The organism is Thalassovita aquimarina, assembly GCF_018219815.1.
In the GTDB taxonomy this organism is placed as follows: domain Bacteria; phylum Pseudomonadota; class Alphaproteobacteria; order Rhodobacterales; family Rhodobacteraceae; genus Thalassobius; species Thalassobius aquimarinus.
In genome coordinates this window covers 318,224-330,610 of record NZ_JADMKU010000002.1, presented here as the reverse complement: position 1 = coordinate 330,610, position 12,387 = coordinate 318,224, and the positions used below count along the sequence as shown (strand labels likewise).

The following is a 12,387-nucleotide window of genomic DNA, read 5'->3' as shown; positions in this document are numbered from 1 at the left end:
GTTCGTTCAGGTGCCCGACTTGATCTTGGTCCACAGGCGGGTCACGACCCGCTGCACTTTGGCCTCGTAAGGCGTCGTGGTGTAGAGGTTCTTCAGCGTTTCCTCATCCGGGTAAACTGCCGGATCGCCGATCACGTCCTCGACCAGCATCGGCTGCGACGCCTTGTTGCCGTTGGCGTAATAGACATAGTTCGACGCCGTGGCGATATTCTGGGCATCCATGATGAAGTTCAGGAACACATGCGCGCCTTCGGGGTTGGGTGCATCGACCGGGATCGCCATCTGGTCGAACCACATGAGCGCACCTTCGGACGGCGCGTTATAGGCGATTTCGACACCGTTATCGGCCTCGATGGCGCGGTCGCGGGCCTGCAGGATATCACCCGACCAGCCAAACGCCACGCAGATGTCGCCGTTGGCCAGAGCGTTGATGTATTCGGAGCTGTGGAACTTCTGCACATAGGGGCGGACGCCCATCAGCACGTCCTCGGCCTTGGCGATCACGTCCGGGTCGTGGCTGTCGGGATCTTCGCCGATGTATTTCAGCGCGGCGGGAATCATTTCCACCGGCGCGTCCAGGAAGTGCACACCGCATTCAGCCAGCTTTTCCATGTTCGCGGGGTCGAAGATCAGCGCCAGCGAACCGATCGGGGCACCGTCGCCCAGGGCTTCCTTCACTTTGCCGACATTCACGCCGATCCCGGTGGTGCCCCACATATAGTTGATCGAATAGGCGTTGTCGGGGTCGTATTTCGCGGTGCGCTCTTCGATCACGTCCCACATGTTTTCAATGTTGGGCAGTTTCGATTTGTCCAGCTTCTGGAACGCACCCGCGGTGATCTGGCGTTGCAGGAAGGTGCCCGAGGGAACCACCACGTCGTAGCCCGAACCGCCGGCCAGCATCTTGGTTTCCAGAACCTCGTTGCTGTCGAACACGTCATAGATAAGGTCGAGCCCGGTCTCTTCTTCGAATTTCGTCAGCAGCGAGTCATCGATATAGTCGGACCAGTTATACACCCGTACTTCTTCGGCTGCGGCTGCCCCGGCAACCAGTGCCAGGCCGGCGGTCGCGGCTAGAAAACGATTCTTCATGTCATACTCTCCCATTGATCGAGGGTCTTGGTGCCCATCGAGTTAATTTGATCAAAGTTTGTCGAACAAGGCAATATGGTAATATTTCCACGGTGCCGTTAAACTCGCAAGCGAAGGGCTGAACGCCGCGCCTTTAAAAGAGGCATTATGTATGGAGGTGCCGAAAAAGTGACCGTTGTTGAGACCGTTGAGGCGCGTTTGCCCGCGCATGAAGTTGTGTATCGCGAGCTTCGTGAGCAGATCCTTTTTGGCGAAATCGCACCGGGTCAGGCGGTGACGATTCAAGGTCTGACCGAACGTTTGGGGGCCGGAATGACCCCCGTGCGAGAAGCGATTCGCCGCCTGACCGCCGAGGGCGCGCTGAAGTTTCAGGGCAACCGCCGGGTCATTGTGCCGCTTCTAAGCGCCAAGAATATCGAAGAAATCATCGTCGCGCGCAAATGCCTTGAGGGCGAACTTGCGCGGCGCGCCACCGAACGCGCCAAGCCCGAGGACCTTCAGTTTCTGGTGCAGACCGACAAGTTGCTGGACCAGGCGATCGTGAAGGGCGACCTGCAGGCCTATCTGGAGCATAATTTCCGTTTCCACGAACGAATCTATGACATGGCGGACGCACCGATCCTGGCCGATCTGGCCGAGGGGCTGTGGCTGCGATTCGGGCCGTCCCTGCGGGTGGTCTGCGGCCGGGTCGGCACCCAGAACCTGCCGGACAAGCACAAGGATCTTCTGTCCGCGATGCAGGCCGGGGATGCGGAGCGCACGGCGCAGGCGAATGTCGAAGACATGATGCAGGGAATGGAGCAGGTGCGCATCATGCTGGCCTGAATTCGGGGAGTTGATCGATTCGATTGACAATCCATAATTTGATCATATTTTAGGTTGGGACCGACCACCTCGCGTGGTCTCACCCCATTTTCAGACTGGCGAGGATCTCATGACCACGATCTCGAATCACATGCCCACCGCGGAATTGCAGGCCCTGGACGCGGCGCATCACATGCATCCGTTCACCACCCAAAGCGAATTGGCCACGCGCGGCGCGCGGGTCATCACGCGCGCGGACGGTGTTTGGATCCACGACAGCGAAGGGAATGAAATTATCGACGGCATGGCCGGGCTGTGGTGCGTCAATATCGGCTATGGCCGTGACCGCCTGGCCGAGGTCGCGGCGCGCCAGATGAAGGAATTGCCCTACTACAACACCTTCTTCATGACCACCCACGTACCGGCCATCGCGTTGTCGCAGAAACTGTCGGAAATCGCGCCGGGCGATCTGAACCATGTGTTCTATGCCGGTTCGGGGTCGGAAGCGAACGACACCAATATCCGCATGGTGCGTACCTACTGGGCGGAAAAGGGCAAGCCCACCAAGAAAACCATCATCAGCCGCAAAAACGCCTATCACGGATCGACCGTCGGCGCCGCATCCTTGGGCGGCATGGGGGGTATGCATGCCCAGGGCGGGTTGCCGATCCCCGATATCCACCACATCGACCAGCCCGACTGGTGGAACGAGGGCGGCGATATGGATCCGGCGGAATTCGGGCTGGAGCGCGCCCGTCAGTTGGAACAGGCGATTAACGAGCTGGGCGAAGACAATGTCGCCGCCTTCATCGCCGAACCGGTGCAGGGCGCCGGCGGGGTGATCGTACCGCCGGAATCCTACTGGCCGGAAATTCAGCGCATTTGCGACAAGTACGAAATCCTGCTGATCGCGGACGAGGTGATCTGCGGGTTCGGCCGGACCGGCAACTGGTTCGGATCGCAGACCGTGGGCTGGAAGCCCGATATCATGACCATCGCCAAGGGCCTTTCCTCGGGCTACCAGCCGATCGGCGGCTCGATCGTTTCCGATGAGGTGGCAGAGGTGATCGGCGGTTGCGAATTTAACCACGGCTACACCTATTCCAGCCACCCGGTGGCGGCGGCCGTTGCGGTGGAAAACCTCAACATCATGCAGGAAGAGCAGATCGTCGAACACGTACGCGGCGATGTCGGCCCCTACCTGAAGGAAAAATGGCAGGCGCTGGCCGATCACCCGATGGTGGGCGAGGCCAATATCGTCGGCATGATGGGATCGATCGCCCTGACACCGCACAAGGAAAGCCGCGCCCGTTTCGCCTCTGACGCCGGCACCGTCGGCTACATCTGCCGCGAACGCTGCTTTGCCAACAACCTGGTGATGCGCCATGTCGGCGACCGGATGATCATCAGCCCGCCGCTGGTGATGACCCGCGCAGAGGTCGATATCCTGATCGACCGGGCGATCCGGTCGCTGGACGAAGGCATGGCGCGCGTCAAGGACGAAGGGCTGTGGAAACCCGCATCGTGATGTCCTGCCCCGGCTGATGGGGCAACGCCACCGCAGAAAAATTCGCGCCCGCATTCCGGTTCCGGATGCGGGCGCTTCCCTGTGTTCTGCCGGGGGATCTATGCGGGGATCAAACCGGCGGCTTTGTCTTGTTGATCTCCTGTGCCGCCAAGGCGGCGGCGGGGATCGAATCGCGGTGATCCACGGGAACCTGAACCGACGCACGACCCGGTTTCACGAACAGCTGGCGTGGCAGGTTGCAGAACGCTTCGGCCGGGCCGTTTTCGGTGATCAGGATCGGTTCGGTGATTTCCAATCCCCAGTTTTCCGACCAGATCCCGGGCATGAAATGGAAGGTCATGCCGGGTTGCAGCACGGTTTCGTCCTCGTCCCGCAGGCTGATGGTGCGTTCGCCCCAATCCGGCGGATAGGACAGCCCGATCGGATAACCGCACCGCGCGCCGCGTTCGATTCCGGCGCGTTCCAGCGGCCCGGCAAGGGCATTGGCGATGTCGCGGGCCTGATTGCCGGCGCGGGCGGCATCAAGGCCTGCCTCCAGCCCTTCGATCAACGCTTCTTCGGCCCGTTTCATGTCGTCGGGCGGAGTGCCAAGGAACACGGTACGGCAGAACGGCGTATGATAACGGCGGTACACGCCGGCCAGTTCGAAGAAGGTGCATTCGCCGGTTTTCAGCTCCGACCCGTCCCAGGTCAGGTGCGGCGCCGAGGCATCGGCGCCCGACGGGCACATCGGCACCAGCGCCGGGTAATCGCCCCAATGGCCGTCCGCTCCGGTCAGCGCATCCTGATAGATGCTGGCGACCAGGTCATTCTTTTTCAGCCCGGGTTCGGCCCGGTTGATCGCGCCGCTGACCATGCGTTCAGCGATCCGTGCGGCGCGGCGCATGAAAACGATTTCCTCGTTCGATTTCACCGCGCGCTGCCAGTTCACCAGCGCGGTGGCATCGGTGATGTCGGCCCGCGGCAGTTCCGCCAGAAGCGTGGTATAGGCCTTGGCCGAGAAATAGTAGTTTTCCATCTCCACCCCGATTCGGGAGGATTCGAAACCCATTTCCTTCAGCAGCAATGCCAGGTGCTGCATCGGGTGGCGGGTGGTGGATTGCACGTATTCGTCGCCATAGGGGCGGATCGAATCCGCGCTCAGCCACGCCGTTCGGCGGGCGCCGTTGGCATCCATGTTGCGGCCCCACCAGATCGGTTCGCCCTCATGGGTCACCAGGACCCCTTGGTGCACATAGAAGGACCAGCCGTCATATCCGGTCAGCCATGCCATGTTCGACGGATCCTCGATGAACAGCACATCCAGCCCGGCCGCCGCCATGGCGCGACGGGTCAGTTTCAGCCGACGGTCATATTCACGTGGTGTAAAAGGAATGGTATTTTGCGACATGGCAATACTCCGCACGATCACCCCACCAGTGAAGCAGGGAGCAAGCGGCGCCATCTGTTCCAGAACCGACACTTTCCAAGTCTGGAAGCGACTTCCGGGCCGCATCGGTATTTCCAAAACTCATTATATACCAAAATTCCGGCCTACTGGCGGGAATCGACCTCCAAAACCGTCTTTGCCGCGAAAATCGGTGCTAAAACGGGGCTTTGAAGGCGAAAAAGCCGATGCCGGAGGGGCCCTGCGGCGATTGATTTTGCGTGAATTTTGATGGACATGGTCGAGCGGCGATTAAATTTTAGGCGCGTGAACGGCTAAAAAAATCTTTGATTAGAGCTATTCCTGTCGATGTTTGGGCCGAAACACACGCAAAGGGCAATCGCAGCGACGGGAAACCGGCCAATTGCGCATGAGATGTCGCTTTTTGCTGAAAAGTGCCGCGAATTGGTTGCAACCTAGCGGGGGACTCGTTTTACTTAACTTGAAAGAGCGGGAAAAACCGCCACAAAATCACGGGGAGTAACTGTGTCTGACGCACCGACAAGCGATGCTTTTGTCGCGTTTGAACGCGTACAAAAAAGTTACGACGGCGAAACGCTGGTCGTAAAAGATCTGAACCTCAGCATGCCCAAAGGCGAGTTTCTAACGATGCTCGGCCCGTCGGGTTCCGGCAAGACGACATGCCTGATGATGCTGGCAGGGTTTGAAACCGCAACCCATGGCGAAATCCTTCTGGACGGGAAGCCGATCAACAACATCCCGCCGCATAAGCGCGGCATCGGCATGGTGTTCCAGAACTACGCCTTGTTCCCGCACATGACAGTGGCCGAAAACCTCTCCTTCCCTCTGGAAGTGCGCAAGATCGGCAAGTCCGATCGCGAAGCCAAGGTCAAGCGCGCGCTGGACATGGTGCAGATGGGCGATTTCGGCGGCCGCCGCCCGGCGCAGCTTTCGGGCGGTCAGCAGCAGCGGATCGCACTGGCCCGCGCGCTAGTGTTCGAACCTGAACTGGTTCTGATGGACGAACCGCTGGGCGCGCTGGACAAGCAGCTGCGCGAACACATGCAGTTCGAAATCACCCGGCTGGCGCACGAACTGGGCATCACCACCGTATACGTGACCCACGACCAGACCGAAGCGCTGACCATGTCCGACCGCGTCGCGGTGTTCGACGATGGCCGCATTCAGCAGCTCGATCCGCCGGATACCTTGTATGAATCGCCGCAAAACAGCTTCGTGGCGCAGTTCATCGGCGAAAACAACACGCTCGAAGGCGTGGTCAAGGAAATCAGCGCAGATGCCGCGGTGGTCCAGCTGGACGATGGCGAGCTGATCGACTGCAAGCCGGTGAACGTGTCGCAGGTGGGCGAACGCACCAAGGTGTCGATCCGACCCGAACGCGTGGAATTCAACAAGGAGCGGCTGAAGGAAGACGCGCATCTTCTGAAGGCGACGGTCAAGGAATTCATTTACATGGGCGACGTGTTCCGCACGCGCCTGAGCGTTGCCGGCAACGATGAATTCATCATTAAGTCGCGTAACGCGCCGGACCAGGTCCGGCTCAAACCCGGGGAGCAGATCGAAATCGGCTGGCTTCCCCAGGATTGCCACGCACTCGAGGCGTAACAGGACAAACCGTCTCCCCGCTCGGCGGGGGTACGGATCGCCTGAGACCCCGAGCGTTATGCCCGTGACACCGGGGTCCGAAATTAAAGAACGGGATAAAACTGGGAGATATTGCATGAAACTGACCAAGGTATTTTTGGCCAGCACCGCTCTTGCCTTTGCCGCAGGGGCCGTAGCAGCCGAAGACATGACCATCGTGTCTTGGGGCGGCGCTTATTCCGAGTCGCAGCAAAAAGCCTATCACGAACCCTACATGGCGAAGACCGGCGTCAACATCATCAACGACGAAAGCTCGAACGAAGCGGTGGCGAAGCTGCGCGCGATGAACGAAGCGGGCAACGTCACTTGGGATGTGGTCGATGTGGTCGCCGCCGACGCCATGCGCCTGTGCGACGAAGGTCTGGCGATGGAAATCGATCCCGACACCCAGCTGGCCCCGGCGCCCGACGGCACCTCGGCCGCGGATGACTTCGGCGATCTGCTGGTGTCCGACTGCTTCATCCCGCAGATCGTGTATTCGACCACCTTCGGTTACCGCACCGACATGGTCGGCGACAACCCGCCGGACGACATCTGCGATGTGTTCGATCTGGAAACCTATCCCGGCAAGCGTTCGCTGGAAAAGCGTCCGATCAACAACGTCGAATGGGCGTTGATCTGTGACGGCGTTCCTGCCGACGAAGTCTATGACGTTCTGGAAACCCCAGAAGGTCAGGACCGCGCGCTGGCCAAGCTGGACACCATCAAGGATCAGGTGATCTGGTGGTCCGCCGGTGCCGACACGCCGCAGCTTCTGGCCGATGGCGAAGTCGTGATGGGATCGACCTATAACGGTCGCCTGTTCTCGCTGATCGTCGAGCAGGGTCAACCGGTCGACATGCTGTGGGATTACCAGGTGTTCGATCTGGACGGCTGGATCATCCCCGCCGGTCTGAGCGAAGAGCGCAAGAAGCGCGCGCTGGATTACATCTACTTCGCCACCGACACCCAGCGTCTGGCCGATCAGGCCAAGTACATCTCCTACGGTCCGGCGCGTAAGTCCTCGGCTCCGCTGGTGGGCAAGCACGAAGAGCTGGGCATCGAAATGGCGCCGCATATGCCGACCGATCCGGCGAACTCGAAGACTGCGGTTCTGTATAACTTCGAATTCTGGGCCGATTACCGCGACGATCTGGATGCAAAATTCCAGGCGTGGCTGGCCAAGTAATCACGCAACGACGTGAAAAGGGCGGGCCGTGCGCGGCCCGTTCCAACCAAACCAACGGGGATCGACCATGAGCGAACTGAAAGGCTCCGGCCAGCAGACGTCCGACGCGCCCACTCCAGAAGATGCTTTTCACGAGGCGGCGACGCTTGCCTCACGGGAGCAGACGCATGCCCCGGGGGCCACGCCGGACGGTCCGGTCCTGGCCGCGGACGGCACCCCGCTCAAGCGCAGCCTGAACCGCGCCCTGCGGATGCAGAAAATTCGTGCGCTGGGGCTGATCGCGCCGCTGCTGATCTTCGTGCTGCTGACCTTCATCGCGCCGATCGCCGACATGCTGTTCCGCTCGGTCGAGAACCAGATCGTCGCCGAAACCTTGCCGGAAACGGTTGAGGTTCTGGCCGACTGGGATTCCGACAGCGGCGAGCCGCCCTCCGAAGCGGTGTACCAGGCCTTCTATGTCGACATGTTCCTAGCTCAGGAACAGAAGCTGCACACCCGTCTGGGGTCGCGGCTGAATTATGAACAAACCGGCATGTCGTCGATGTTCCGCAAATCCGGCCGCCGGGTCGGCAAGTTCGACACCGATACCTATACCGATCAGTTCACGGCCCTGGATCCGAGCTGGGAAGACCCGGCCAGCTGGGTCGCGATGATGGACAACAAGGCCAACCGCGCCGCGCTGCCTTTTACCGCGCGCAGTTGGGACCGTTGGGTCGCCTACCTCGAATCCGAGGGGGATGATCCCGCCAAAGAGGATATCGAGGATTTCCTCTTCACCACGCTTTACCTCGACCTCGTGGAAACCGGAGGCAGCGGTACCGCCGATGCGCGCATCACCAGCGCCGGTGCCGCGACGGGCGATTTCGAAACCGTCAGCCTGACCGAACAATTCGCAGATGCCGACAAGGATTGGGTCGACCCCGAAATCTGGCGGGTGATCAAGGCGTTCGCGCCCAAATATACCTCGGGCTATTTCCTGAACGCCGTCGACATGCAGAAGACCCCGGACGGGATCGAGGCGCGCCCCGAGAACCAGCAGATTTATCTCATGCTGTTCAAGCGCACCATGTTCATGAGCCTGGTGATCACCTTCTCCTGCATCCTGCTGGGCTACCCGGTGGCCTGGATCCTCGCCAACCTGCCGTCGCGCACGGCCAACCTGCTGATGATCCTGGTGCTGTTGCCGTTCTGGACCTCGCTGCTGGTGAGGACCTCGGCCTGGAAGGTGATGCTGCAGCAGCAGGGCGTGATCAACGATACGCTGGTCTGGCTGGGGCTGGTGGCCGACGACGCGCGGTTGGTGATGATCAACAACCAGTTCGGTACCATCGTGGCGATGACCCACATCCTGCTGCCGTTCATGATCCTGCCGCTGTATTCGGTGATGCAGACCATCCCGCCGACCTATCTGCGGGCGGCCAAATCGCTTGGCGCGACCAACTGGACGGCGTTCTGGCGGGTCTATTTTCCGCAATCCGTGCCGGGGATCGGCGCCGGTTCGGTGCTCGTCTTCATCCTCGCCATTGGCTACTACATCACGCCCGAAATCGTCGGCGGCAACACCGGGACGTTCATTTCGAACCGGATCGCCTATCACATCTCGTCCTCGCTGAACTGGGGGCTGGGTGCTGCGCTCGGGTCGATCCTGCTGGCCGTCGTGATGCTGCTTTACTGGGTTTACGACAAGATCGTCGGCATCGACAACGTGAAGCTGGGGTAAGCCGATGACGCACGAGACCGAAACCGATCACCGCTTCGCCGCACCTGTCGGCAAAATGCGAAAGGGAGACTGAAACGTGGCAGCTCTGACACCGATTTCCCGTAAACCCGTCAGTTTCTACGTGCCGGTGGTGGCCGTCGCAGGTGCGATTGCCGGGCTCTTCATCGGCACCGCGCAGGGCAGTGGCTTGCTCGGGGCCGTTGCCGGTGCCGCGGTGCTGGCGATCCTGGCCTTCGCCATGACGCAGTTTGTCGACAACGAAAAGCCGATGCGATGGGCGCTGTTGGCGCTGTTCGTGCTCGGCGGCGGCCTGCTGGGCGGGCCGGCCGGGCTCGTCCTCGGGCTGGGTTTTGGCTGGTTCTTCGGCTGGTTCATCTACTGGCTTTACGAGGGGCGCTACCGGGCCAAGCTGGTGCCTTACCTGACTCCGATGCAGGTGCTTTGGCATTACGCGTTCCGGGTGATCTGCGGTGCCATCCTGGTATTCCTGATCACTCCGATCCTGGTGGTGATGCCGCTGAGTTTCAACGCCGAGGATTTCTTCACCTTCACGCCCGAGATGCTGCGCTTCGACCCTGCCGGGTATTCGCTCAAGCATTACCGCGATTTCTTCACCAATGACGACTGGCAGAATGCGCTGCGCAACTCGGTGATGATCGCGCCGGTGGCGACACTCCTGTCAGTAAGCTTCGGCACGCTGGCGGCGATCGGGCTGAGCGCGGAACACGTGCCGTTCCGCCGCGCGATCATGGCGATCCTGATTTCACCGATGATCGTGCCGCTGATCATCTCGGCGGCGGGGATGTATTTCTTCTATTCCCGCATCGGGCTGCAGGGCACCTATTTCGGCGTGGTGCTGGCGCATGCGGCCCTGGGCATTCCCTTCGTCATCATCACCGTCACCGCGACGCTGGTCGGTTTCGACCGGTCGCTGACGCGGGCCTCGGCCAACATGGGGGCCGATCCGGTGACCACCTTCTTCAAGGTGCAGATGCCGCTGATCCTGCCCGGGGTGATTTCCGGCGGCCTGTTCGCCTTCATCACCTCCTTCGACGAGGTCGTCGTGGTGCTGTTCGTCGGTTCGGCCGGGCAGAAGACGCTGCCCTGGCAGATGTTCACCGGGCTGCGCGAACAGATCTCGCCGACCATCCTGGCGGTGGCGACGATCCTGGTGGTGATTTCGATCGGTCTGCTGACCACGGTGGAAATGCTGCGGCGCCGGTCGGAGCGTCTGCGCGGGATGAGCCCGGGCTGATCGGGGCCGTTTCGCCTCGCGGCGAAGCAGAGGGGGCGCTGCCCCCGTCGCGCAGGGCGCGACTCCCCCGGGATATTTTTGAAAAGAAGAAGATGGGGGCGGTTTTCAGACCACCCCCTCTTTTGTTCAGAGCGACAGGCCCTCAGGGTCGAGCGTGATCGACCACAGTTCGGTGTCGCCGCGGTCCATCAGCCGGACCTTCATCTGCTGGGTGGCGCCGTCGATATCGACCAAGCCGAAGAATTGCAGCCCCATCGAGGGCGGCAGGTTGATGCCCTGTTCCTTGCCCGGCGCCTTTACGAACTTGACCTCGGGCCCGAAGGTTTTGTCCAGGTCGTTCGGGCCGAAGGTGCCGGCATGCAGCGGGCCCGACACGAATTCCCAGAACGGATCGAAATCCTGCAGTTGAGCGCGGTCGGGGCTGTAGTGATGCGCCGCGGTGTAATGGACGTCGGCGGTGAGCCAGACCGTGTTGGCGATGCCGGCAGTCTTGATGAAGCGCAGCAGGTCGGCGATTTCCAGTTCGCGGCCCTTCGGCGCGCCATGATCGCCGTTGGCGATGCCTTCGGCCCCGGCTTGTTCCTTCCAGTTATCCCAGACGATCAGCCCGATCGGCATGTCGCAGGCGATGACCTTCCAGGTGGCTTTCGAGGCGGCCAGTTCGCGCTTCAGCCAGGCCATCTGTTCGGCGCCCAGCACGCGGGCTTCGTCGGACAGTTCGGTTTCCATCGAATCGTGGTTCGGGCCGCGATAGGAGCGCAGGTCGAGGAAGAACACGTCGAGCATCGGACCGTATGCGATCTTGCGGTAGACCCGGCCCGGTTCGGCGGGGGTGTAGCTGATCGGGGTCATTTCGTGGAAGGCGCGGGCCGAGCGGGCGGCCAGAACATGCACCGACTTTTCGCTGTAGCGGTCGTCGGCGGTCAGGTCCTTTGATGCCGACCAGTTGTTCACCACTTCGTGGTCGTCCCACTGGAAAAAGGTCGGGCAGATCGCGTTCAGCGCCCGCACGTGTTCGTCCATCATGTTGTATTTCCACTGGCCGCGGTATTCATCCAGGGTTTCGGCCACCTTGCGCTTCTCGTCGGTCATCACGGTGTTTTTCCAGCTGCCGCCGTCCTTCAGCGCGACCTCGTCCTGCATCGGGCCATCGGCATAGATCGTGTCGCCGGAATGGATGAAGAAATCGGGCTGGTGCCGGGCCATGGTGGCATAGGTGCGCATGCCTTCGTCGTCGATGCCCCAGCCCTGGCCGGCGGTGTCGCCGGACCAGGCGAAGCGGATCGAGCGGCGACCGGCGGGGGCGGTTTTGAACCGGCCCACGATCGGGTCCGACGTGGCGCTGATGTCATTCAGGTCGGCGGCGGTGAAGCGGTAGAAGATGTCCTGATCCGCGGGCAGGCCCGAAACCACGCGCTTCACCGCGAAATCGCTTTGCGGCAGCGCGTCGATCGCGGCCAGCTTGCGGGCATCGGCGAAGCTTTCGGTGGTGGCGACTTCCATCATCACCTTGGCGGGGCGGTCGGTGCGGGTCCAGATCATGCCGGAAGCATTGGTAACGTCGCCCGACTGCACCCCGTGGGTGAACACGGGGCGGGCATTGGCGCGGCTGAGCGACGGCATCGCCAGCGAGGCGGCGAAAGCGGTACCGCCTGCCAGAACGGCGCGACGGCTGGGTTTCAGGATCTTGGTCATTCTTCGGTCTCCGTTACGCGTTTCACGGGATTGGTGAACGCGCGGAGTGAAGGCCGATTCTGTAAAACCGTGC

General features: G+C 61.3%; 9 protein-coding genes. 6 read left to right on the top strand and 3 right to left on the bottom strand.

Annotated features, from left to right (window positions below):
- Positions 1 to 6: 6 nt before the first annotated feature.
- Complete coding sequence (locus tag IT775_RS04110; RefSeq protein ID WP_212699805.1) at positions 7 to 1,092, bottom strand: polyamine ABC transporter substrate-binding protein; 1,086 nt, start codon at positions 1,090 to 1,092, stop codon at positions 7 to 9.
- A 147-nt stretch (positions 1,093 to 1,239) separates the two neighbouring features.
- Between IT775_RS04110 and IT775_RS04105 the strand changes: the two genes are divergently transcribed.
- Together IT775_RS04105 and IT775_RS04100 are read left to right on the top strand one after the other, a co-directional pair.
- Positions 1,240 to 1,917, top strand: coding sequence for a GntR family transcriptional regulator (locus IT775_RS04105; RefSeq protein WP_212699804.1), 678 nt, complete (start codon positions 1,240 to 1,242; stop codon positions 1,915 to 1,917).
- Between the two features lie 109 nt (positions 1,918 to 2,026).
- A complete protein-coding gene (locus IT775_RS04100) occupies positions 2,027 to 3,424 on the top strand; it encodes an aspartate aminotransferase family protein (protein WP_212699803.1) in 1,398 nt (465 codons plus the stop codon).
- Between the two features lie 109 nt (positions 3,425 to 3,533).
- Here the strand turns inward: IT775_RS04100 and IT775_RS04095 are convergent, their stop codons facing one another.
- Positions 3,534 to 4,814 carry a M24 family metallopeptidase gene (locus IT775_RS04095; protein WP_212699840.1) on the bottom strand — a complete coding sequence of 427 codons (1,281 nt, stop codon included), beginning with the start codon at positions 4,812 to 4,814 and terminating at the stop codon, positions 3,534 to 3,536.
- A 522-nt stretch (positions 4,815 to 5,336) separates the two neighbouring features.
- Between IT775_RS04095 and IT775_RS04090 the strand changes: the two genes are divergently transcribed.
- The 4 genes from IT775_RS04090 (at position 5,337) to IT775_RS04075 (ending at position 10,619) form a co-directional block, all read left to right on the top strand.
- Entirely contained in the window at positions 5,337 to 6,437 is a 1,101-nt protein-coding gene (locus tag IT775_RS04090) for an ABC transporter ATP-binding protein (RefSeq protein WP_212699802.1), read from the top strand.
- Between the two features lie 115 nt (positions 6,438 to 6,552).
- Positions 6,553 to 7,644 (top strand): extracellular solute-binding protein, encoded by a 1,092-nt coding sequence (locus tag IT775_RS04085; protein WP_212699801.1) that lies wholly within the window; start codon positions 6,553 to 6,555, stop codon positions 7,642 to 7,644.
- A 67-nt stretch (positions 7,645 to 7,711) separates the two neighbouring features.
- Positions 7,712 to 9,364, top strand: a complete 1,653-nt coding sequence (locus IT775_RS04080; protein WP_212699800.1) for an ABC transporter permease — start codon at positions 7,712 to 7,714, stop codon at positions 9,362 to 9,364.
- 76 nt (positions 9,365 to 9,440) lie between these two features.
- Positions 9,441 to 10,619 carry an ABC transporter permease gene (locus IT775_RS04075; RefSeq protein ID WP_212699799.1) on the top strand — a complete coding sequence of 393 codons (1,179 nt, stop codon included), beginning with the start codon at positions 9,441 to 9,443 and terminating at the stop codon, positions 10,617 to 10,619.
- Between the two features lie 126 nt (positions 10,620 to 10,745).
- Here the strand turns inward: IT775_RS04075 and IT775_RS04070 are convergent, their stop codons facing one another.
- Positions 10,746 to 12,314, bottom strand: coding sequence for an alkaline phosphatase D family protein (locus tag IT775_RS04070; protein WP_212699798.1), 1,569 nt, complete (start codon positions 12,312 to 12,314; stop codon positions 10,746 to 10,748).
- Positions 12,315 to 12,387 lie beyond the last annotated feature (73 nt).